This is a genomic window from Pseudomonas sp. UTLPPB19802 (assembly GCF_059730225.1).
The window spans coordinates 4,214,056-4,235,574 of the sequence record NZ_AP048545.1 but is presented as its reverse complement, the minus strand read 5'-3'; the positions used below and the strand labels follow the sequence as shown (position 1 = coordinate 4,235,574).

18 protein-coding genes and 2 pseudogenes are annotated in these 21,519 nt (G+C 63.2%); 9 read left to right on the top strand and 11 right to left on the bottom strand.

What is annotated here, in order from left to right:
• Positions 1-27 precede the first annotated feature (27 nt).
• The 9 genes and pseudogenes from AC6I6U_RS18785 to AC6I6U_RS18745 form a co-directional block, all read right to left on the bottom strand.
• On the bottom strand, positions 28-315 hold the full coding sequence (locus AC6I6U_RS18785) for an STAS domain-containing protein (protein ID WP_497877524.1): 288 nt from the start codon (positions 313-315) through the stop codon (positions 28-30).
• 21 nt (positions 316-336) lie between these two features.
• On the bottom strand, positions 337-705 hold the full coding sequence (locus AC6I6U_RS18780) for a response regulator (protein ID WP_497877523.1): 369 nt from the start codon (positions 703-705) through the stop codon (positions 337-339).
• Positions 706-714: 9 nt separating this feature from the next.
• Positions 715-1,626, bottom strand: a complete 912-nt coding sequence (locus AC6I6U_RS18775) for a methyl-accepting chemotaxis protein (RefSeq protein ID WP_497883065.1) — start codon at positions 1,624-1,626, stop codon at positions 715-717.
• A gap of 495 nt (positions 1,627-2,121) precedes the next feature.
• A pseudogene (locus AC6I6U_RS18770) lies at positions 2,122-2,595 on the bottom strand (methyl-accepting chemotaxis protein); the annotation flags it as partial.
• A gap of 117 nt (positions 2,596-2,712) precedes the next feature.
• Positions 2,713-3,477 (bottom strand): annotated as a pseudogene (locus AC6I6U_RS18765) (PAS domain-containing protein); the annotation flags it as partial.
• Positions 3,478-3,625: 148 nt separating this feature from the next.
• Positions 3,626-4,144 carry a cytochrome P460 family protein gene (locus AC6I6U_RS18760; RefSeq protein WP_497877522.1) on the bottom strand — a complete coding sequence of 173 codons (519 nt, stop codon included), beginning with the start codon at positions 4,142-4,144 and terminating at the stop codon, positions 3,626-3,628.
• Positions 4,145-4,346: 202 nt separating this feature from the next.
• Positions 4,347-4,814, bottom strand: a complete 468-nt coding sequence (locus tag AC6I6U_RS18755) for a copper chaperone PCu(A)C (protein WP_497877521.1) — start codon at positions 4,812-4,814, stop codon at positions 4,347-4,349.
• Between the two features lie 33 nt (positions 4,815-4,847).
• Entirely contained in the window at positions 4,848-5,453 is a 606-nt protein-coding gene (locus AC6I6U_RS18750; protein WP_497877520.1) for an SCO family protein, read from the bottom strand.
• Between the two features lie 120 nt (positions 5,454-5,573).
• Positions 5,574-5,981, bottom strand: coding sequence for a DUF2946 domain-containing protein (locus AC6I6U_RS18745; RefSeq protein ID WP_497877519.1), 408 nt, complete (start codon positions 5,979-5,981; stop codon positions 5,574-5,576).
• 179 nt (positions 5,982-6,160) lie between these two features.
• On the opposite strand from AC6I6U_RS18745, the gene AC6I6U_RS18740 reads away from it, so the two are divergent.
• Positions 6,161-6,463: a DUF2388 domain-containing protein gene (locus AC6I6U_RS18740; RefSeq protein WP_497877518.1), complete on the top strand. Its 303-nt coding sequence runs from the start codon at positions 6,161-6,163 to the stop codon at positions 6,461-6,463.
• Between the two features lie 17 nt (positions 6,464-6,480).
• On the opposite strand, the gene pdxR is transcribed toward AC6I6U_RS18740, so the two are convergent.
• Positions 6,481-7,962 (bottom strand): MocR-like pyridoxine biosynthesis transcription factor PdxR, encoded by a 1,482-nt coding sequence (gene pdxR, locus AC6I6U_RS18735; RefSeq protein ID WP_497877517.1) that lies wholly within the window; start codon positions 7,960-7,962, stop codon positions 6,481-6,483.
• On the opposite strand from pdxR, the gene AC6I6U_RS18730 reads away from it, so the two are divergent.
• Entirely contained in the window at positions 7,963-9,750 is a 1,788-nt protein-coding gene (locus tag AC6I6U_RS18730) for a M24 family metallopeptidase (protein ID WP_497883064.1), read from the top strand.
• Here the strand turns inward: AC6I6U_RS18730 and AC6I6U_RS18725 are convergent.
• Positions 9,740-10,489 (bottom strand): TetR/AcrR family transcriptional regulator, encoded by a 750-nt coding sequence (locus tag AC6I6U_RS18725; RefSeq protein WP_497877516.1) that lies wholly within the window; start codon positions 10,487-10,489, stop codon positions 9,740-9,742. The genes AC6I6U_RS18730 and AC6I6U_RS18725 overlap by 11 nt on opposite strands.
• A 384-nt stretch (positions 10,490-10,873) precedes the next feature.
• On the opposite strand from AC6I6U_RS18725, the gene AC6I6U_RS18720 reads away from it, so the two are divergent.
• The 7 genes from AC6I6U_RS18720 (at position 10,874) to AC6I6U_RS18690 (ending at position 21,280) form a co-directional block, all read left to right on the top strand.
• The gene (locus tag AC6I6U_RS18720) at positions 10,874-11,578 is read left to right on the top strand and encodes an ABC transporter ATP-binding protein (RefSeq protein WP_497877515.1); all 705 of its coding nucleotides are present in this window, start codon (positions 10,874-10,876) and stop codon (positions 11,576-11,578) included.
• On the top strand, positions 11,575-12,774 hold the full coding sequence (locus tag AC6I6U_RS18715) for an ABC transporter permease (protein WP_497883063.1): 1,200 nt from the start codon (positions 11,575-11,577) through the stop codon (positions 12,772-12,774). The genes AC6I6U_RS18720 and AC6I6U_RS18715 overlap by 4 nt, the downstream gene beginning before the upstream one ends.
• Positions 12,767-14,257 carry a TolC family protein gene (locus tag AC6I6U_RS18710; RefSeq protein WP_497877514.1) on the top strand — a complete coding sequence of 497 codons (1,491 nt, stop codon included), beginning with the start codon at positions 12,767-12,769 and terminating at the stop codon, positions 14,255-14,257. Before AC6I6U_RS18715 ends, AC6I6U_RS18710 begins: the two co-directional genes overlap by 8 nt.
• Entirely contained in the window at positions 14,247-15,524 is a 1,278-nt protein-coding gene (locus AC6I6U_RS18705; RefSeq protein ID WP_497877513.1) for an efflux RND transporter periplasmic adaptor subunit, read from the top strand. Before AC6I6U_RS18710 ends, AC6I6U_RS18705 begins: the two co-directional genes overlap by 11 nt.
• 250 nt (positions 15,525-15,774) lie before the next feature.
• Complete coding sequence (locus AC6I6U_RS18700; protein ID WP_497877512.1) at positions 15,775-16,065, top strand: hypothetical protein; 291 nt, start codon at positions 15,775-15,777, stop codon at positions 16,063-16,065.
• A gap of 171 nt (positions 16,066-16,236) precedes the next feature.
• Complete coding sequence (locus tag AC6I6U_RS18695) at positions 16,237-16,956, top strand: HPP family protein (protein WP_497877511.1); 720 nt, start codon at positions 16,237-16,239, stop codon at positions 16,954-16,956.
• Positions 16,957-17,239: 283 nt separating this feature from the next.
• Positions 17,240-21,280, top strand: coding sequence for a bifunctional nitrate reductase/sulfite reductase flavoprotein subunit alpha (locus AC6I6U_RS18690; protein ID WP_497877510.1), 4,041 nt, complete (start codon positions 17,240-17,242; stop codon positions 21,278-21,280).
• Positions 21,281-21,519: the final 239 nt, after the last annotated feature.

Sequence of the window (21,519 nt, the reverse complement as noted above, 5' to 3'; positions counted from 1 at the left end):
TCGATCACTGAACGGTCGCAGCGCCGGCTACAAGGCGCTGCTGCGACAGAGTTGAAGCGTCTGCGTGACCACCTGACTCTTGCCGGTCAGGCTCAGGGCCGTACCGGCCAGGCCGGCTTCACGCTCGATGACGGCGAGCAACTGCAGCCCCGCGCCATCCATTTCGGTGACCTGCGACAGGTCCAGTTCCAGGCGCGGCGTCGCACCAAGCTGCGGCAACAGCGCAGCCGCCAGCTCGGCGACGGTGTAGATCGTGAGCTCGCCGTCAACGCCTACGCGGGCCGTGTTGTCGACGGTTTCGCGGGTAACGGACATGGAACCTCCTAGGGCCGTCTGTCAGGGCAGGATCAGCTTGGACACCGCCGCCAGCATCTGTGCCGGTTGGAAAGGCTTGACCACCCACGCCTTGGCGCCTGCCGCCTGCCCTTCTGCCTTCTTCGACTCCTGCGATTCGGTGGTCAGCATGATGATAGGCGTGAACTTGTAGTTGGCCAGTTTCTTGACCTCCTTGACGAAGGTGATGCCATCCATGTTCGGCATATTCACGTCACTGATGATCAGGTGCACCTTCTGCCCGGTGAGCTTGCTCAGCGCATCCTTGCCATCGCTGGCCTCGATCACGTCGTATCCGGCGCCTTTGAGGGCAATGCCGACCACTTGTCGCACGCTGATGGAATCGTCGACCACTAATACGCTCTTCGCCATGTTGGACTCCTAGAAGAAGGTGATGTCTTGGGAATTCTGCTGGGTGGCGACTGCGCCATGGTGCGTGCGCCGCTGCTCATCGGTCGCATAGGTCGACTCCATGCTCGCCAGCCATTGCCGGACGTCTATCAACGCGGCCTGGTCCGGCGACTGGCTGACCTGCGACAGGTGATCATGCAAGGCGTTGATGTTGTCGCGCACGTGGCTGAGGATCTGGCTGACCCGGTCCTGGAATTGCAGGTTGACCAGTACGTCGGTCATCTCGTCGCGGATCCCGTAGCTTTCCTGCTTGAGCAGGTCCGCAGAGTCGGCCAGGCGGCCGGTGATGTTCTGGAAGCGTTCGAGTACCCGTTGGATGCTCTGCTCGGACGCCCCCACCGAATGGCTGTCCAGATCGGCACTGCTGGAGGCGGCCTGCACCAGTTGGGTAATGGCATTGTTGATGATGTCGACCTTGGCCGACATCTGCTGGCCGGTATTGCTGGACTGGCTCGACAGGTTGCGCACCGCATCGGCCACCACGGCAAAGCCGCGCCCGGCTTCACCGGCACGGGCGGCCTCGATGGCAGCGTTGAGGGCCAACAGGTTGGTTTGTGCGGCAATCGCCGCGACATCGGCGGCCATGGTCCGCAATTCCCCGGTGTAGGCGGTCAACCCGCGCACCTGCCCGAGGATCTGGTCACGGCTGGTCTGGGTGGCCTTGAGCGAGTCGATCACCTGGCTCAGTTCGCTGTCGCTGCGTGCCAGCACCTTGAGCGCACCGTCGGCGGCCTGGCCATCCAACTCGCCAGCCGCATCCTGGGAAGCCTGCACCGTTTCCTGCAGGCGCGCGGCGATGCCACTGAAGCGCTCGACCAGGCTGACAATCGCCTCTTCGGTCTGCAGCCGCGAGCTTTCCACCTGCTTGGCCCAGATCGGCATGGCGCCCAGCAATACTTCGTCGAGCTTCGCCCGCGTTTTCGCGCCGTTGTGCGTGGCATCCGCAGCATTTTGCTCGGCCAGGGCCCGGGCAGTGGCGCGAAGCACGGTTTCACGCTGGGAAATTGCACTCCAGGCGCAGGCCCCGAGGCCGATCAGCACCAACACCGCGCAGGCCACCAGGTTGCCCACGGAGGTTGACTGCACGAGTATCCAGATAACGGCAGGGACCACAGGGACCAGGGCGAACCAACGAAAACGCGGATAAGCGGAAACGGGGCTGGATTGGCGCACTATCATGAATTCGATCCTTGAACGTTTGTTGCCAATACAAACAACATAGGAGTTATCTGCCCCCTGTGGGACAACTTTATGGATTCCTAGCTGCCTTCCGTCTGGTTTATTGCCAGTCGCTATATTGGTGAGTGCGTTCAGGACCTTGAGCCCGTCTTGGCCAGGCTCGCCCGATGAGCCTGGCCAAGACGGGTAGATCAGCCTCTATCCAACCCACCCAACTGCGGTTTTCGGAATGATGTCGGACTCCTCCAGCTTGGACGCGAACATGCTCACCGCCTCTACCGCATCACTGGTTCCACTGCGGACCTGCAGGATCACCGCGCCAGCCTGATCCGCCAGGGTGACGCCACGCTGCGCGCCTTCCTGGGTGATGTGCATGCTGGCCACCGCATCGCGGGTTTCCGCCAGGATCTTGCCGATCACCTCGGCGATCTCGGTGGTTGAACGACTGGTTCGCCCGGCCAGTTGGCGCACTTCATCGGCGACGACGGCGAAGCCCCGCCCCTGGTCACCCGCCCGTGCCGCTTCGATGGCGGCGTTGAGGGCCAGCAGATTGGTTTGTTCGGCGATGCCACGGATGGTGTTGACGATCGCGCTGATCTCCTCGGATCGACCACCCAGTTGCCCCACCAGGCGCGACGAATTGCCGATGTTGTCGGCAATCAGGCGCATTTCCTTGGCGGTCTGCTGGATCACCTGCTCGCCCTGTTCGGCGACCCGCTCCGTCTCGGCGGAAATATGGTAGGCGCGCGCCGCGCCGAGCGAGTCGGCCTCGAACTTCTCGACCCGCTCGGTGATGTCGCTGGCGAATTTGACGATCTTGCTCAATTTGCCGGCGGCGTCGAAAACCGGGTTGTAGGTCGCTTCCAGCCAGACGGTCCGACCGTGCTTGGCGACCCGCTTGAACTGGCCACTGAAGAATTCGCCGGCGTTGAGCCGGCGCCAGAAGTCGCTGTATTCGCTACTGTTGATCAGGCTGGGTTCGCAAAACAGCCGATGATGCTTGCCCTTCAGCTCCGCCTGGGAATATCCCATGGTGTCGAGAAAGTTGTCGTTGGCCCAGAGGATGTTGCCACCAAGGTCGAACTCGATCACGGCCATGGCCCGGTCGAGCGCTTCCAACTTACCGGCGGTCTCAGCTTCCCTGACCATCTGGCCGGTGACATCGAGCGCATATTTGACGACCTTGCAGACCTGGCCCCGTTCATCCAGCACCGGGTTGTAGCTGGCCTCCAGCCAGACATTCTGGCCTTGGGCGTTGAGACGCTTGAAAGTACCGGAAATGAAGTTCCCGGCACGCAGTTGACTCCAGAATTCGTTGTACTCACGACTGCGAACCAGTTCCGGGTCACAGAAATCCCGATGGGATTTACCCGGCAGTTGATCTGCCCGGTAGCCCATGGTTTTCGAAAAATTCTCGTTGGCACGGATGAGTTTGCCATCGAGGCTGAACTCCACTACCGCCATGGAGCGCTCAAGCGCCGCGATCAGTCCCTTGCAGTCTTGCACTTCGGCCGTCCTGGCCGCCAGTTCACCTTTGAGTTTTTTATTGAACATGACACACCTCGGCAACGGACGGGCCCTTGAATGGCTATCGGCCAATAAATATATGGCTAAAGGCCACTTAGAAAATAGAGGGCACGCCCGCTCCGGGAAGCAGAAAGGGACGAATGGCGATCCTGGTTTTTTTTGCCGCGGTGACGCGCTATTGGGCAAGCCGGGTGAACACGTAGTCGCGATCCTTCACCAGCGCCTGGTGACAGGCAAAGCAGGTTTCATGCTGGCTCACATCAGCCGGCTTGCCGTTGATGAAGCGGCCGAAACCCCAGCCGCCGGTGGCGGCATATTTCTTCGAATCCTTGACCATGAATTGCACGGTAGTCGAGTCCGCAGGAACCAAGGCACTGGCGGCCTCGGGCGACTGCATGTGTTTCCAGGCCAGTTTGGCGAGAACGGTGCCGTCGGGGAACGGTTGGGTGTCGTGGCTGCGATAGGCCTTGAGCGCCGTGGGGTTGCCCAGGATCGCGCGCAGTTCGTTCAGCGGTGGCCCTTGCAGTGAGGGTGCCACCAGTTCCCATTGGCGGTAGCCGTCGGGAATGGTCACGCCGTAGATCGGCGAGGCATTTTCCGCGCTTGAGGCAGGGGCCGATGTCGGCGCCGCGAGGGCGATGCCTATCGACAATGCCCCGCCAGTGGCGGCCAATCCGCAATAAAGCCATTTCATGTCAGCGTTTCCTGTTTACCTGGAAGGGCTCACAGTCAATCGCAGCCATGTATCGCGGACATGTCCTGATCCGCTCGAAGCGCCGGCTACTGTATCAACCCGCACTCCAGACACATTGTGATACAGCGAGCGTCGGGCAAAAACGCAAACGCCCCGGCAGGTTCGACCGGCCGGGGCGTTTTTCGAAACCGCCCGGGGGCGGTTAGTGCATCATCTTGCCATGATCGTGCATGGGCATTTCGGTGAGGGCCCGCGCCGTGGCCTTGACCTCGATCGATTCCTTGACGCCCTTGGCGTTCTCCACCACCAGGGTCAACGGCACGCTATCGCCCTCCTTTACCTGGCCGACCAGGTTTATCAGCATGATGTGATAACCCTCGGGGTCGATTTCGACAGCCTTGCCGGCTGGCAACTCGACCGCGTCGACGGGCTGCATGCTCATGACGTCGTTCTGCATCTTCGACTCGTGGATCTGCACCAGCCTGGCCACCGGCGATTTCGCTTCCAGCAGCTTGCCGCCTTCGCTCGAGGTAATTCGCATGAAGGCACCGGTCGACGGTTGTCCCGGCACGGTGGCACGGACCCAGGCGTCTTCCACAACGGTTTGCGCCGAAGCCTGCAGGCTGATCATTCCAAGAACGGAAAAAGCTATGTATTTCAAATAGTTCATTTAAATATCTCGAATCATTCTAGCTGGCGTCTGTCAGCAGACGGACATGACGGTGAGCAGGTCTTCGGCACACTGCTGGGCGGTCAGCGACGGCGACAGGCCCAGGCGCAGGCGGCCGCGGCTGTCATAGACGAAGCTGGTCGCGGTATGGGACATCGTATAGGTGTCACCGGCCGGAATCTTCTCGTAGAACACCTTGAATTCCTTAGCGACCTGCGCGGTTTCTTCCAGGGTGCCGTACAGGGCGACGAAGCTCGGATCGAAGGCCTTGACGTAGGCATCGAGCACCTGGGGCGTGTCGCGCTCGGGATCGACGGTGATGAACACCACCTGCAGCTTGTCGCCATCGGGGCCCATCAGTTTCTTTGCCCGGGCAGCCCGGGCCAACGCGGTTGGACACACCGCCGGGCACTGGGTGAAGCCGAAGAAGATCATCGGCATCAGGCCGCTGAAGCTGCCAAGCAGAGTGACATTGCCCTCGGTGTCCTTGAGCTTGAACTTGCGCCCGAGGATTTCATCGCTCAGGTCCTTGCCGTACTTGTAGGACAGCTTGCCGGAGCTGTCGCAGCCCGCCAGCAGGCCAAGACCCAGGACGCCGAGGCCGGCAACCACCTGGCGGCGAGTCAGTAACTCATTCATCTAAACGGCCCTCTAGGTAGCCTTTTTCGCAACATAAGTGTGCAACGCAGGTTGTGGCGACGTGCAGGGCCTGGCGCAAAGATGCGCCGCCACGATGCCGACCACGATTGGCAGGGATGGTCAGGCGCGGGGGCCAGGTGGTGCCCGGGAGCGCGAACCGGGGAAGACCGGCGCTGCGGCCTGCTGCGGGCTGAATGTCGCAGGCGGGTAGCCGAGCGGTCGAACATCGGCAAAGAACAGCGCACCCTGGGACTCGGCCAGCGCCGGATGCTGGAACAGCAACGAGCAGTAGCCGCATTTTTCCCACAATGCGAGGTGATGGGGAGACGGTTCGGGGCCCCGCTCCGGCAGCAGGCCGGAACCGGCCAGTGGCCCTCCGCAGATATCCTCCAGGGCGGCCTGCGTCGCGCGAGCCTGGCTCATCTCCTGGCCGATCAACGGGCCGGCGAACACCAGCAGCATGGCGAACAGGCTCAGCCAGGCTCCGAAGCGGTGCCTGAGTGTTCCAGAGGGAAGAAAGGAGGTCATGGGCCGGCAATTTACCACTGTCGCGCGCTCGACGTTGGCCTATGCGACAAAATGGCACATGGATAGCATTGTCATCCGTGCCATTGGGAAGATGCGTCCGATAAGCGGGCTATACCGACCTGGCGCAGCAACTACGCTCTAAGGTGGATACATCCCTTGAATACCAGGAGCGTACGATCATGCGTCGCGTAGTGCTGGCTCTCTCGATTGCTGTCCTGTTCCCCGCCGGTTATGCCGTGGCCGGGGTCGATGCTGGCGATGTGGCGACCTCGGCCGGGGTCTCTGCGTCGCTCTATTCCACCTTCAAGAAAGACAAGAAGATGGTAGCGCCCTCTCACGATGATGCCTCCAGCTTCATCGCCAGCGGTGGCGCGATTCGCGGCGCCTACCTGGAGGCTGCCCTGAAGCAGATCCGCCAGGAACATCCGGGCCTGCAGGCCAGCGACCAGGACCTGGCCGAGGCGATTCTGCTACAACCCTGAGCACCGCGCCGCTGCGGTTATCGAAGCGCTTGCCGCGAAGCCTGCGCCAGGCGCCGCACCGCTTCGCGGATCTCGTCCGCGTCGAGAGAGGCGAATCCCAGGCGCAGGCCGTTCTGCGGCAGGTCCCATGGCGAGAACTGCCGGCCGCTGCGCACCACCAGTTTGTGCCCCAGGGCCTGCGTAACCAGCCGATCGACATCGGTCGCGGCTTCGAAGTCCACCCACAAGGCCAGGCCGCCCTCTGGCTGGCGAATCGCAATGCGCTCGCCAAACGCGTCCACCAGGCATTCCTGGAGTATCTCCCGTCGTTGCCGGTAGGTTTTCGACACGCGCCGCAGGTGTTTTTTCAGTTCACCGGCATTGATCAGTTCCGCCAGCATCGTCTGCATCACTGCATCGCCCTGGGACAGCATCAGTGCACTGCGTTGCTCCAGTACCCGGATCACACTGACCGGCGCCACCACGAAACTGCAGCGAAAGGTCGAACCGAGAGCCTTGGACAGCGAGCCGACATAGATCACGTGGCGTTGGCCGGTATCGCTGGCCAGCGGCAAATAGGGCCTTCCTTCGAAATGGTATTCGTGATCGTAGTCTTCCTCTATCACGCAGAAATCATGACGCCGTGCCAGCAACAACAGCTTCTGGCGCCGCTCGGCACGCAGGCTGACAGTGGTCGGGAACTGGTGATGGGGCGTGAGATAGATCATCCGTACCCGGTGCTGTTGGCACAGCGCCTCGATCTGGTCGACCTGGCAGCCTTCGCTGTCGATATCGACCGTCACCAACCGGGCGCCCAGGGCACGGAACACCGCCCAGGCCGGCGGATAGCTCAGGCGCTCCACCAGGACCACGTCTCCCGGCTCGATCAGCGCACTGGCCACCAGGTACAGCGACATCTGGACCCCCTGGGTCAGGCAGATGTTCTCGGCGCCGACCGACAGTCCACGGTTGTTGCGCAGCATCTCGGCCAGGGCCGTACGCAGCAGATGATCACTGCCGTCGCTGCCATGACGCACGGTGTTGGAAGCAAAACTGCTGCGCAGGGCATGACGGTAGTAACGGTGCAGCACCGCCTGGGGCAACAGGCGATGGTCGGCTGCACCATTGTCGAAAAACAACGCGTCTGGCAGATGTTGCAGCTCCCGCCCGCTCGCTTGCAGGTAAGGCACCGGCGCGTTCACAAGCAGGCGCGGGACGAAATCCTGGGGCACGGCCTGGCGCGGCGCTACCGCCTCCAGTTGTGTGTTGACGAAGGTGCCGCGACGCGCTTCGCTGACCAGCCAGCCCTTGGAGAGGGCCTCTTCGTAGGCCAGGATCACCGTCTTGCGGTTGACGTCGAGCAGTTGCGCCATTTCCCGCGTGCCCGGCAGAAGGCTGCCAGGCTCCAAGCGCCCCTCGCGAATGGCCGCGACCAGGCCTTCGACGATGCGTCGATAGGAGGCTTGGCCCTGGGTCGTATCCAGGTTGAGTAAAGGCCGCCACTTGCGTAACTGGACCATCTGAAGTTTCCAAAACTGGAGGTTCTAATGGTCCTAGTCTACCGCAACAATGATGGCCTTCCCTGCCCAGAGGTCGCCATGCATCCACATCGCCATGTCATCGAACTGTCGCCCTCGGGCAAAACCTTCAGTGCCGGCGACGAGCTGCTGCTCGATGCCATGCTCGCCAGTGGCCTGCCGGTGCCGTTCTCTTGCCGTCGCGGTGCCTGCGGTTCGTGCAAGGTCAAGGTGCTCAGCGGCGAACGCCGGGCCAAGCGGCTCGGCCCGGATGATCCGCTGCCCTCCTTTCCCCTGGCGGCCGACGAGGCGCTGCTGTGCCAGAGCCATGCCTGCAACGACATGCGCCTGGAAATCCCTGGCTGGTCGTTGGATAGGCCGACCCTGGAATTGGCCGCGGTGGTCATCGGCAAGCGTGCACTCGGTGCCGATGTCAGCGAGTTGGTGCTGCGGGTTGAAACGCCCGAGAACCTGCAAGTCCGCGCCGGCCAGTACCTGAGGTTCCGTCTCGACGATGGCGACAGCCGCTGCTTCTCGGTGGCCAACCTGCCGGAGCAGGATCAGGGCACACTGGTTTTCCATATCCGCCGGGTTCCGGGCGGGGTATTTTCCGAAGGTATCCTCGACCGGTTGCAGAGCGGACAGCGCTTGAACCTCGAAGGACCGTTCGGTGCGTGCACCTGGCAGCCCGACGGCGATCGCCCGGTCGTGCTGTTTGCCACCGGTACCGGTTATGCCGGTATCAAGCCCCTGCTGTTGATGGCCCTCGCCGAGGGGGCTGATGTCACCCTGTACTGGGGCGGTTCGACGGCAAGGGACTTCTATGACCACGAGTTCCTCGACATGGCTCGCGAGGCCTATCCGCGATTCCGCTGGTTTGCGGTGCTGTCCGCCCAGGCTCGGCTCCAGCAGGTTGCGCTGGAACACGGCCATCCCTGGTCCAGCGCGCAGGTCTACGCCTGCGGCAACAGTCGGATGATCAGTGAGGTGCAGGCCCGATGTGTCGCCGCCGGCCTGCCGCCGCAGCGGTTCATTGCCGAGGCCTTCGTCGCCAGCGGTGGCAACCCGCGCGCCCGGCAACTGGACCCGGTCCTGGAGAAAGTCGGTCCGCGTTACTCCCTGGAAGGCATGCTCGCCGCCCGCGCGCAGTCGATTCGCGCCCTGGCGCAGATCGCCAGCAAGCTCAGGGTCGGCATGACCACCGGCGAGGCCCTGGAGATGGCCAATCACCATCTGCAGGCGGTGGGCGCCTCCCATACCTGGCACCCGACCTACGTGCGCTTCGGTCCGGACACCGTTCGCATACCGCGCCAGGGTGTCGACCTGCAGCGTACCCTGCAGGCGAACGACATTGCCGTGGTCGACCTCGGCCCGGTCTGGGATGGCTATGAGGGCGACTACGGCGATACCTTCGTCTTCGGCGACAATCCGCTGCACCAGGCCTGCAGCCAGGCCTTGCACGAAGTTTTCGACGAAACCTGCGAGGCCTGGCGCAGTGGCCTGAGCGGTCGTGAGCTGTACGATTTTGCCCAGTCCCGTGCCGAGAGCAAGGGCTGGGTGCTGGAGCGCAATATCGCCGGTCATCGGCTGGCCGACTTTCCCCACGCCTTGCACGGCCCGGCCACCCTGGCGGCTCTGGAGATCGTCCCGAGTGAGGTGGTCTGGGTGTTGGAAATCCAGTTGCGCCATCCCACCGAGGCAGTCGGAGGATTCTTCGAGGATGTGCTGATCGGCCAACCCGGCCAGACGGTCACAGCCGACCGAGCAACGGGGGCGTCGGCTACTTGCTAGCCACCTTGGCGCCCGACGACTGGCCCAGACGAATTTCGTGCTGGGTTTCCAGAACCTTTTCCAGCGCGCTGGCCGCCTTGTGGTCCTGCATCGGTGCATGGATCGCCGCGGACACCAGGCTGATCAGCTTGGCCATGACCTCGGCATCGGTTGCCGGACGCCCCAGGCTCATGGCCTGCATCAGGAAGCGCAGCTCGGTACCGGCGATCACCCCGGAGATGGCCTTGAGGGCAAATTGCAGGCGGACACCGACCTCATTGCGCGGCATATCCGGCAGGGCCAGGGCGAAGGCATTGAAAAACCGCTCGAATACCGGCTGGTAGTGCTCCTTCAGGTACTCCTGGATAAAGGGCGAGGTATCGCTATAGACCCGCCCGAGAAAACGTACGAAGGAGCGCCCTTCTTCACCCGCACCGCTGCGTTCCAGGCCCATGGCCGGGGCGAACAGCACCCCGAGCAGGGTATCGCAGTCCAGCGGGCCGTCGGCCTGCTCCTCGCAACGGGCGAGCAACTCCAGGCGCTGTTCGTTGAGAGGGCCGAGGCGCTGCTCGAGCAGAGCGGTCATCAGGGAGTCCTTGTCCCCGAAGTGGTAGTTCACGGCGGCCAGGTTGACCTGGGCTCGTTCGGTGATCTGGCGCAGCAGTACGGCGTCATAGCCATACTTGGTAAACAGTGCCTCCGTGGCATCCAGCAAGCGAGTCTTGGTGACATTGGGAGCACTGAGTTTCTTTGCGACCATATGGAGGGAGCCCTTGCAAGGAGATAGCTGACCGAACGAACAGCGTTTTAAAAATAAATTTGATTTTTTATACCTCTGAAAGCCTTGGAACGCAAGCTCCTCGCCGATTCGCTACCCTCGCGCAAGGTCCCGCAAGACTCACGAAAAATACGATGAAGCGCCTCTTAAAAGTGTTTCTTCTTGTCACAAAACCGAGACAAAAAACCCTCATTTTCCTTGCGCTAGACGGCTAGCATCGGACTGGGATCGCGGCTACTATTCAAACAAATTTTTAAAATAAGAAAACAAAACCTGTACTTGACCCCACCCCGCATCATGCCTGGACGCTTGCAGCGCGCTCAGGTTTCGGCTGGATCATGGACGGGCCTGCCGGCGCTATCAGCAATGACTGAAACGACAGCTCACGAAGGTCTCATTTCCCTGCAAGGCATCGGCAAAAGCTATCGGCTCGCCGAGCAGCCCTTGACCATCCTCAAGAACGTTTCGTTGTCCATCGAAGCCGGGGAAAGTTGTGCCATCCTCGGCGCCTCCGGTTCCGGCAAAAGCACCCTGCTCAATATCCTCGGCCTGCTCGACCTGCCCAGCAGTGGCCGCTACCACTTCGCCGGCCACGATATCTTCAGCGCCAGCCCCGATCAGCTGGCGGCGATCCGCAACCAGCAGATCGGTTTCGTGTTCCAGAGTTTCAACCTGCTGCCACGCCTGGATGCACTGGATAATGTCGCCCTGCCGCTGAGCTATCGCGGCGTGCCCCGTGGCGAGTCACTGGCACGGGCGAAGGCCATGCTCGACCAGGTCGGTCTCGGCGAGCGCGCCCATCACCGCCCGGCCGATCTGTCCGGCGGCCAGCGCCAGCGGGTGGCCATCGCCCGCGCGCTGGTCGGCGAGCCCTCGGTGATCCTCGCCGACGAACCCACCGGCAACCTCGACAGCAGTACCGCCCGGGAAATCATGGACCTGTTGCTGGAGCTGAACCGGGTGCGCCAGGTCACCCTGATCATCGTCACCCACGACCCGCATATCGCCGAGCGCCTGCAGCGGCAGATCCGGGTCCAGAACGGTGTGGTGCACGAAACATGCCCGGCATGAGCCTCAAGGTCGAGCAGAGTGCCAGCCAACTGCTGCACGAGGCATTCGTCAGCCTGCGCACCCTTGGCAAGCGCTCGATACTGGCACTGCTCGGTATCGTTATCGGCAGTTCATCGGTGGTCGCACTGATCAATATCGGTCATAACGCGGCACTTGAAGCGGCGGCGATCTTCAAGGACATGGGCACCGATACCCTGGCCGTGCAGTTTCCCGGCGGTAGCGGCAGCCGCGAGCCAATGCCCGCGAGCCTCGACACTTCGCAGTTGCAGGCAATGGTCCCGTCCGTGCTGTACCTGGCACCGATCGCCGTCTCCAGCGGCGCGGTGGTGTTCCGGGGGCACACGACCAATGCCAACTGGGTTGGCAGCACCGCGCCGTTGGCTGCAGCGATGCGCCTGAAGTTGCGCGAGGGACGCTTTCTGAGCGACTTCGACCAGGGCCAGACCTACGTGGTGGTCGGTGACCGCGTTGCCCATACCCTGGGCAGCGGTGGCTTGCCTCTACGAACCGGCGATCGCATTCGGCTCAACGACTATCTGTTCCAAGTCATCGGTATCCTGCATAGCCAACCCGCGGCGGCCCTGATCCCGGTCCAGACCGATGACTCGCTGTTCCTGCCGCTGGAAGGAATGCGGCGAATCGCCGTTTCTCCGCAGATCAGCAGCGTGATTGCCCGGGCGGTCCCAGACCAGGACATGGAAGCCGTTGCCGGCGATCTGACCCAGGCACTCAAAAGCACATTGCGCGGGCGTGAGGTCGACGTGCAGATACCCCAGCAGATGATCGATGGCATGACCCGGCAGAGCCGGACCTTCGGTTACCTGCTGATGGCTCTGGGGGGCATTTCATTGGTGGGAGGTGGCGTGGGGGTCATGAACGTGATGCTGATGAATGTCTCCGAACGCCGCCGGGAGATCGGCGTTCGCATGGCCCTGGGGGCGCGCCGGCGAGACATTCGCAATCTGTTTCTGCTCGAGGCGGTGACGCTCACGGCGGTCGGTGCGGTATCCGGGGCGATCCTCGGCGTCACCGCGGCCTATCTGTATGCCCGGCTGTCCGGCTGGCAGTTTTCCCTGGCGACCGCCTCGCTGCCACTGGGCGTCGGCAGTACCTTGCTGGTGGGGCTGTTCTTCGGGCTCTATCCGGCAGTCTCGGCGTCACGGCTGCAACCGGTGGAGGCGCTGCGCGATGAATAGCCGCAGGCCATGGACGGCCGCCCTGCTCTACCTGTTCTGCTGCCAGGCACTCGCCGCCAGCACGCTGGTCGGCCAACCCTCGGCGCCGTCGCTACGCAATACGCAGACGCGCGGCGTACTGCTCAGCGAGCAGATGACCAACCTGACGCTGGGTGACGCGGTCTACCTGGGCCTGCGCAACAACCGCGGCATCCGCAGCGCCTACCTGCAACGTATCGCGCAGAAATTCGACCTGCGGGTTTCCGAGGATGCCTTCAACCCCAAGTTGCTGCTTTCCGGCCAATACCGTACGACCAAAGGCTCTGAGGACAATGCGCGCAACGCCACGCTGTCGCCGACCACCAGTCTGCTCGGCGAATACGGCACCCGCCTGAGCATGGCCTGGACCCAGCAGTTGAACAACGCCGACGTCGCCGGTCGCTACCGCAGCGACGGCCTCGACCTGGCGATCGTCCAGCCGCTGCTGCGTGGCGCCGGCTGGGACGTGACCACCGCGCCGTTGCGCCTGGCGCGCATCTCCGAACAGATCAATCGGCTCAACCTCAAGTCCAGCGTGTCCCAGACCATCAGCGACATCATCAGTGCCTACCGGGAAATGCTCAGGTCCCAGGAGCAACTGGTGATTACCCAGGAAGCCCTCAAGCGCGCCAAGGCACTGCTGGAGGTGAACAAGGCACTGATCGCGGCCGGGCGCATGGCCGAGTTCGAGATCGTCCAGACCGAAGCCGATATCGCCACACAGGAACTGGGTGTGGAGGAAGCGCGCAACCAGGTCGATATCAATCGCCTGTCGCTGCTGCGCCTGCTGGCCCTGGACCTGTCGACGCCGATCCATGCCAGCGAGGCGCTGGAGGCAGCACAAGTCAGCATCGACAAGCAGGACGCCCTGCGCGTGGCCAGGGTCCAGCAGCCAGGCTACCTGGCCACCCTGCTGGGCAGCCAGCAGGCCGACCTCAACCTGGTGATAGCCAAGGACCAGAGTCGCTGGGATGTATCGCTGGTGGCCGGGGCCAACCAGATCCGCGATCGTCTCGACAACGATGCCGGCAACAATGGTTCGCGGCGCTGGGACAGTTATGCCGGGGTGCAGGTGCAGATCCCCATTGGCGACCTGAGCACCCGCCAGGCCGAAGTGCATGCGCGGGTCGACGTGGAAAACCAGGAACTGATCCAGGCCGACGCCCGCCAGGCTCTGGAACGCAGCGTCAATGACGTGGTTCGCGATCTGGGAACACGCTGGCGGCAGTACGAAATTGCTCGCCGGGCGGTGGACCTGTCCCGTCGCAAGCTGGATATAGAAAGGGAGAAACTCAGTGCCGGACGCTCGAGCAACTTCCAGGTGCTGAGCTACGAGGGCGACCTGCGCAACGCCGAAAACGCCCGCCTCAATGCGCTGATAGCCTACCTGAACGCCCAGACGCAACTGGATCTGACCCTGGGCATGACTCTGGAGAGCTGGGACATTGCACTCAATGACTACTGACAAGCTGCGGCGCAAGCGCTGGATACTAGGTGCAGCCCTGCTGCTGGCTGTGGTGCTGGCCGGCGTGGCGGCGGCGACCCTGCAGGCGCCGGCCGCCGATCAGCCACGGGATGGCCGCTGGGTAGCGGTGCAGGTCGCGCCGCTGACGCACCAGATCGGCCTGGTGGGCAAGATCGAGCCGCAGAAAACCATCATCCTGACCGCCCCCTTCGAAGGCAACGTGCGGGCGATCCTGGTGGAACAGGGGCAACGGGTCGAGGCCGGACAGACCTTGCTGCAAATGGACCCGGGACTGCTGGAGATCCAGTTGCGCGATGCCCTGTCCGCCCAGCTCAAGGCCCGCCGCTCGGTGCAGGAGCTGCAGGACTGGAACAACAGCCAGCAGGTCGCCCGGGCCCGGCGCACCCTGCGCAGCTCGCAGATGACGGTCAGCAACTCGGAGCGCAAACTGAACGAGAGCCAGAACCTGTTCGAGCGCGGCATCATTCCGCGCAATGAACTGCAGGACCTGCAGCAGCAGTTGCAGAGCCAACGCATGGACCTCACAGCCGCCGAGGGCGACCTGCAACAGGCACTGGACCAGGGCAAGGGCGAATACCGACAGATCGCCGATATGGAACTGACCAATGCCACCGTCAAGTACGAGGCGCTGAAAGCCCTGCTCGACGGCAAGGATGTTGTCGCTCCGTTTGCCGGCATCGTTGTCCCCGCTCCCGGTGGCGGCAGCTCGCAGAACTCGGCCAGCAACAATTCGGCACCGGTTCAGACCGGCAGCCGGGTCAACCAGGGGCAGGTTCTGTTCGGCCTGGCGAACATCGAGCAGTTGAAGATCGTCAGCAAAGTCTCCGAACTGGATATCAACCAACTGCACCAGGGCCAGAGCGTGGAGATCCTCGGCGACGGCTTCGACGGTGAACGGCTCAGCGGCTCGGTCGATATCGTCAGCAGCCTGGCGCTGCCCAATGATGCGCCGGGCAGCAGCGCCCAGTTCCCGGTGACCCTGTCGGTTCCCAAGCTGAGCCGCGAGCAGTTGCAACGCGTGCGCCTGGGCATGAGCGCGCGCCTGACTATCGTCACCTACCGCAACGACCAGGCGATCGTCGTGCCGGCAGCGGCGATCCAGCGCGATGCCAAGGGGATGACGGTCGACTATCGCGAAGCGCTGGACCAGCCCGCCAGGCGTGTTCCGGTCACCACCGGACAGTCGACACCCGACGGTGTCGAAGTGTTCGGCTTGCAGCCAGGGCTGGTCCGTGTCGCGGAGTGAGTCCGGGCCGCTGGGCCGCAGTGGTCATAGAAAGGTAGTTAGAAAGTTCCTACGCACAAACCCGTAAATATGACGGCTACTTCAATCCTTGCCCAACCGGCTCGGACAGACTGCTGACTTACACTGAGTTCGGCGATCGACTGAACTCAAACGCCGGCTTTTCCTACTAGCAAGCCGGGCATTTCCGATTTCGTCACGACGTATCTGATTCTTCCCGAGCGAATGCCGCAGCCATTGGCAAGGAACTTCCATGTGCGACCCAAACGAGCAAGACCCCATCCAGTCCCTGGCTCGCAGCGTCCTGCCGCCACCGGCAGCGGACGTGGTTGCACCGCCCGGCATCGCAGCCTCGGCATTGCTCGGGTTGATGGGATTGCGCGATGCACTGGTGGCCTTCAAGGGGCCACTGGCCGATGACCCGGAATTCCGGCGTGTCATCGAACGTTTGCTGTTCGGCAACGAAACGCGCGAGCGCATTCTCGGCATACCGGACAAGGAACGGGGATTGGATTACCTGCCTGGCCAGTCCCCCATCATTTAAATTCAATAATAATGAAGTTAAAGCGCATTATTATGAATTAGTCACAGTTCGAGGGGCACGGCACACTGGGCTCGTTCCTTCCCCCAAATGTTGGAACTTTCAAAGGGCTTTGCGCCAGTCGCACAAGCCCATTTTTTTTCCCAATGTCTATCGAAGTGGATCGTTCCCGACATGCTTGCCCGCTGGTCTCGTCGTCTGTTGCCGCCCTCCCTCAATACCCGTCCTACTGAATGGAGTCGTGCTGCCATTGGCGTTGCCCTCGGTACGGTGATCAGTGTCTGGACCTGCGGCCAGCTGTTCGGCTTGCCGGTGGCACTGCATCTGATCGGACCATTGGGCGCATCGGCGGTGTTGCTGTTCGCCGTCTCTTCGGGCGCCCTCGCCCAGCCCTGGTCACTCATTGGCAGTTATCTCTGTGCCACCCTGGTCTCGATGCTGGTGGTGCATTTCCTGGGCCGCAGCCTGGAAAGCGCCGGCCTGGCGGTCGGGCTTGCCATACTTGCGATGTGCCTGTTGCGCTGCCTGCATCCGCCGGCCGGAGCCCTGGCGCTGCTGATGGTGATCGCCGATCCGGATACCGTCGCCCTTGGCTGGCAGGTACTGGAACCGGTAATGCTCGCGGCGGCCTGTCTGCTGTCGGTTGCGGTCGGCTACAACAACCTGACTCGTGTGCGTTATCCCAAGGTGCATGTCGAGCCGCCCAGCACCTTCATCAGCAGCCCTCAGCCAGGTGAGCCACCAGGCATCACCCGTGCGGACATGGAACAGGCCCTGGCACAGATGGAGGAATTCATCGACGTCACTCCCGAGGACCTGGAGCAATTGATCTGCGCCTGCGAAGCCCAGGCCAAGCGCCGCAGCATTGGCGAGGTGTTTGCCTCGCGCCCCTGATTCATGCCCCAAGCTGGAGCAGGCGCACCACCCGATAACCTTTGACGGTGCAAATCGGCCCTTCGCGGGAGCCGGCTTGCTGGCGACAGCGCCCGACCAGGCGCCCCGGAACCTGCTGATTCAGGCTATCGCGCACATTGGCGCAAAGCTTGCTACAACCGGAACAACAGTCGTCAACGCGGACGACTGATTTCACGACAAAGGCGTTGTGTTGCCCCGTTTCGACGGTGTGCGACACAGCGCCTTTTTCATTTCCGGCAGTTTTCGGCAGGAGCGGCAAACCATGGCCCAGACCAGCGTACGCAGCGTGTGCCCCTACTGCGGTGTCGGTTGCGGCATCGTCATGGAGGTGCGCGACAACCAGGTGATCAAGGTCAGCGGCGACAAGCAGCACCCGACCAATTTCGGTCGCCTGTGCACCAAGGGCAGTACCTGCGCCCAACCGCTCAACCATCCCGGACGGATGGCCCAGGCCTTCATGCGCCATGAGCGCCGGCGCGACCCCGGCCAGGTCGGCATGGACCAGGCCATCAGCGAGACCGCCCGCCGGCTTCGGTCTATTCTCGACGAGCATGGCCCGGATGCGCTGTCGTTCTATGTCTCCGGACAGATGTCACTGGAGGCCCAGTACCTGGTCAACAAGCTGGCCAAGGGTTTTGTCCGCACCAACCTGATCGAGTCCAATTCGCGCCTGTGCATGGCCAGCGCAGGGGCCGGCTACAAGCTGTCGCTGGGGGCCGACGGACCGCCCGGCTCCTATCAGGATTTCGACAAGGCCGACCTGTTTTTCGTGATCGGCGCAAACATGGCCGACTGTCACCCGATCCTGTTCCTGCGCCTGATGGACCGGCTCAAGGCTGGTGCCCGACTGATCGTGGTCGACCCGCGGCGCAATGCCACCGCCGATAAGGCCGACCTGTTCCTGCAGATCAAGCCGGGCAGCGACCTGGCCCTGCTCAACGGCCTGTTGCACCTGCTGGTGAAGAACGACCATACCGATCCCGAGTTCATCGCCCGTTTCACCGAGGGCTGGGACGCACTGCCGGAGTTTCTCGAGGACTATCATCCGGCCCGGGTCGCCACCCTCACCGGCCTGCCCGAGGCGCAGATCCGCCAGGCCGCACAGTGGATCGGCGAAGCATCCGAGTGGATGAGCTGCTGGACCATGGGCCTGAACCAGAGCACCCACGGCACCTGGCACACCAATGCACTGTGCAACCTGCACCTGGCCACCGGGGCGATCTGCCGTCCCGGCAGCGGGCCGTTCTCCCTCACCGGCCAGCCCAATGCCATGGGCGGCCGTGAAATGGGCTATATGGGCCCTGGCCTGCCTGGCCAGCGCTCGGCCCTGGTGCCCGCCGACCGTGCGTTCATCGAAGACCTCTGGCAGATCCCCCGCGACAGCCTCAGTCAACGGGTCGGTGGCGGTAGCGTCGCCCTGTTCGAGGATATGCAGGCCGGCAAGGTCAAGGCATGCTGGATCATCTGCACCAACCCGGTGGCCTCGCTGCCCAACCGGCAGAAGGTCATTGCCGGGCTGCAGGCCGCCGAACTGGTGATCGCCCAGGATGCCTTTCTCGACACCGAGACCAACCGCTACGCCGATATTCTCCTGCCGGCTGCGCTGTGGGCCGAGGCCCAGGGCGTGATGATCAACTCGGAACGCAACCTGACGCTGATGCGCAAGGCTGTCGACGCGCCGGGCCAGGCCCTGCCGGACTGGCAGATCATCGCCAGGGTGGCCTGTGAGATGGGCTATGCCGAAGCCTTCAGCTATGCCAACGCCGCCGAAGTGTTCGAGGAGATCAAGCGCGCCTGGAACCCCAAGACCGGCTACGACCTGCGTGGCGCCAGCTACGAACGCCTGGAGCGGACACCCGTACAGTGGCCCTGCGGCCCCGAACAACAACAGGATCGCAACCCGATCCGCTACCTCAATGACGGCACACAGGCCGCGGCCGATGGCAGCCTACCGCGCCTGCTGTTCCCCACCGCCAGCGGCAAGGCGATGTTCTTCGCCCGGCCCTGGCAGCCTGCGGCGGACCAACCCGACGATCAGTTCCCGCTGGTGCTCAACACCGGTCGCCTGCAACACCAGTGGCACACCCTGACCAAGACCGGCAAGGTGCCGGCGCTGAACAAGCTCAACCCCGGTCCCTTCGTCGAGATCAACCCGCTGGACGCGGCGCGCCTGGGCATCCTCGAGAAAGATGGCGTCGAGGTTCGCTCCCAGCGTGGCCGTGCGGTGCTGCCGGCGCAGATCAGCGAGCGGGTGGCACCGGGCAACTGTTTCGCGCCCTTCCACTGGAACGATGTCTACGGCGATGACCTGGCGATCAATGCCGTCACCAGCGACGCCGTGGACCCGATCTCGCTGCAACCGGAATTCAAGTTCAGCACCGTGGCCCTCAGCCGGGTCGACTCGCCCAAGCCTGATCCACTGCCCTCGCCCACGCGCACGGAGGCTCCGCATACCATGCAGACTCAAGCCCTGGCCCGGATCCTCGGGCTCGACACCGCCCCCAGCATCCAGCTGGCTCCCCAGGAAAATCTCTACCTGCAAGGTTTCCTGCTTGGGCTCGGCAGCAGCCAGGCCGACACCGGGGTACCGACGCTGCCGGCCAATGCCCCCTTGCAGCCGTCGAACCGACTGATCCTCGAAGGCATCCTGGCCGGCCTGTTCGCCCGGCAGGCCCAGCCCCAGGCGCTGGCGAGTCCAACCCTCGCGGAGGAAAAACCGCCCCTGCTGCTGCTCTGGTCGTCCCAGACCGGCACCGTGGAGGCGTTCGCCAAGTCGGCCGCCGAGCGCCTGCAGGAAAAGGGGCACCGGGTGCGCCTGGCGTCGATGGACAGCATACAGGCCCAGGACCTGAGCCAGGCCGGTCGCGCCCTGTTGCTGACCAGCACCTTCGGCGACGGTGATCCACCGGATAATGCCCATGGCCTGTGGCAGGCGCTGGAAGCGGACAGTGCCCCGAACCTGGCGAACCTGCGCTTTGCCGTGCTGGCCTTTGGTGACTCCAGCTACGACCAGTTCTGCGGCTTCGGGCGCAAGCTCGACGAGCGGCTGCACAGCCTCGGCGCGCAACGCCTGGCAGCGCGGGTCGACTGTGAGCCGGACTACCAGGAACCGGCCAGCGCCTGGCTGGACAAGCTCGACTCGGCCTTGGCCGACAAGCCCGCACCGATTGCCGGCACCCCGCGCTACAGCCGCCAGCAGCCGTTGCCGGCCCGGTTGAAACACAACCGCCTGCTCAGTGGCCCGGAAGCGGGCAAGGAAACCCGCCAGTTTGTCTTCGAGCTAGGCGACAGCGGCCTTGAGTATCAGGCCGGCGATGCCCTCGGCGTGTGGCCCAGCCACTGCCCCGAGCAGGTGGAACAACTGCGGCGTTGCCTGGGAGCGACCAGTGCCGAAACCGTGGTGACCATCAAGGACCAAACGCCCATGCCACTGGTCGAAGCGCTGAGTCGTCACCTGGAGATCGGCCGCATCAGCCCGGCGCTGCTGCAACTGGTGTTTCAGCGTTCGGGCAGCAGCCAGCTCAAGCGCCTGCTGGCCGACGAACACAAGACCGAACTCAAGGACTGGCTCTGGGGCCGGCAACCGGCGGACCTGTTGCGCGAGCTGCAGGTCGAGCTGGGCGCCCAGGAACTGGTCGATTGCCTGAAACCGCTGCAACCGCGGCTGTATTCGATTTCTTCGAGCCCCAAGGTGCATCCGGGCGAAGTGCACCTGACGGTTTCCACCGTACGTTATGAAAGTGCCGGACAAGCGCGGGCCGGCTGCTGCTCGGGGTTCCTGGCCGATCGTGCCGACGGCCTGGAGGTGCCGGTCTTCGTGCAGAAATCGGCGAACTTCCGTCCGCCGGCCGATCCCCAGGCACCGATGATCATGGTCGGGCCGGGGACCGGGATCGCGCCGTTCCGCGCCTTCCTGCAAGAGCGCCAGGCGATCGGGGCTACCGGGAAAAACTGGCTGTTCTTCGGTGAACAGCATGCGGCCAGCGACTTCTATTACCGCGAGGAACTGCAGGACTGGTGTGAACAGGGGCATCTGCAACGGCTCGATACCGCGTTCTCCAGGGACCAGGCAAAAAAAATCTACGTGCAGCAGCGGATGATCGAGCAAGGCGCGCAATTGTGGGCCTGGCTGGAGGAAGGTGCCGGGTTCTATGTGTGTGGCGACGCCAGCCGGATGGCACGGGATGTCGATGCCGCGCTCAAGCAGGTGGTGCGTACCCATGGCGGGTTGGATGCTGATCGGGCACAGGCGTATGTCACTGCGCTGGCGGCGGACAAGCGGTATGTGCGCGATGTGTATTGATAGAACGCCCTCATAGCTGGCGAGCCCGGTACGACATGCACCAAGAACGGTCGCTTTTTCCCCAATAACAGCGCCAAACCCTGGGAAAACCGAGAAATCCGCACTTGGCACGCTCCCTGCTTTTATCTCGCTACCCTCTGCCATGAATGACCAGGCAGACCGTTCCGGTGGTCAACGGCGATCACACAAGGAACAGGCATAAAAACACCAGGCAAAGGCGCCTGGAGCTTCGGCTCCAG

What these genes read in the sequence shown, in the direction of transcription:
- AC6I6U_RS18775 (WP_497883065.1), bottom strand. Translation starts at nt 1,626, where the DNA reads ATGCCGATCTGGGCCAAGCAGGTGGAAAGCTCGCGGCTGCAGACCGAA.
- pdxR (WP_497877517.1), bottom strand. Translation starts at nt 7,962, where the DNA reads ATGGTCCAGTTACGCAAGTGGCGGCCTTTACTCAACCTGGATACGACC.
- AC6I6U_RS18750 (WP_497877520.1), bottom strand. Translation starts at nt 5,453, where the DNA reads ATGAATGAGTTACTGACTCGCCGCCAGGTGGTTGCCGGCCTCGGCGTC.
- AC6I6U_RS18700 (WP_497877512.1), top strand. Translation starts at nt 15,775, where the DNA reads ATGTGCGACCCAAACGAGCAAGACCCCATCCAGTCCCTGGCTCGCAGC.
- AC6I6U_RS18720 (WP_497877515.1), top strand. Translation starts at nt 10,874, where the DNA reads ATGACTGAAACGACAGCTCACGAAGGTCTCATTTCCCTGCAAGGCATC.
- AC6I6U_RS18740 (WP_497877518.1), top strand. Translation starts at nt 6,161, where the DNA reads ATGCGTCGCGTAGTGCTGGCTCTCTCGATTGCTGTCCTGTTCCCCGCC.
- AC6I6U_RS18780 (WP_497877523.1), bottom strand. Translation starts at nt 705, where the DNA reads ATGGCGAAGAGCGTATTAGTGGTCGACGATTCCATCAGCGTGCGACAA.
- AC6I6U_RS18755 (WP_497877521.1), bottom strand. Translation starts at nt 4,814, where the DNA reads ATGAACTATTTGAAATACATAGCTTTTTCCGTTCTTGGAATGATCAGC.
- AC6I6U_RS18745 (WP_497877519.1), bottom strand. Translation starts at nt 5,981, where the DNA reads ATGACCTCCTTTCTTCCCTCTGGAACACTCAGGCACCGCTTCGGAGCC.
- AC6I6U_RS18710 (WP_497877514.1), top strand. Translation starts at nt 12,767, where the DNA reads ATGAATAGCCGCAGGCCATGGACGGCCGCCCTGCTCTACCTGTTCTGC.
- AC6I6U_RS18695 (WP_497877511.1), top strand. Translation starts at nt 16,237, where the DNA reads ATGCTTGCCCGCTGGTCTCGTCGTCTGTTGCCGCCCTCCCTCAATACC.
- AC6I6U_RS18705 (WP_497877513.1), top strand. Translation starts at nt 14,247, where the DNA reads ATGACTACTGACAAGCTGCGGCGCAAGCGCTGGATACTAGGTGCAGCC.
- AC6I6U_RS18785 (WP_497877524.1), bottom strand. Translation starts at nt 315, where the DNA reads ATGTCCGTTACCCGCGAAACCGTCGACAACACGGCCCGCGTAGGCGTT.
- AC6I6U_RS18715 (WP_497883063.1), top strand. Translation starts at nt 11,575, where the DNA reads ATGAGCCTCAAGGTCGAGCAGAGTGCCAGCCAACTGCTGCACGAGGCA.
- AC6I6U_RS18760 (WP_497877522.1), bottom strand. Translation starts at nt 4,144, where the DNA reads ATGAAATGGCTTTATTGCGGATTGGCCGCCACTGGCGGGGCATTGTCG.
- AC6I6U_RS18690 (WP_497877510.1), top strand. Translation starts at nt 17,240, where the DNA reads ATGGCCCAGACCAGCGTACGCAGCGTGTGCCCCTACTGCGGTGTCGGT.
- AC6I6U_RS18725 (WP_497877516.1), bottom strand. Translation starts at nt 10,489, where the DNA reads ATGGTCGCAAAGAAACTCAGTGCTCCCAATGTCACCAAGACTCGCTTG.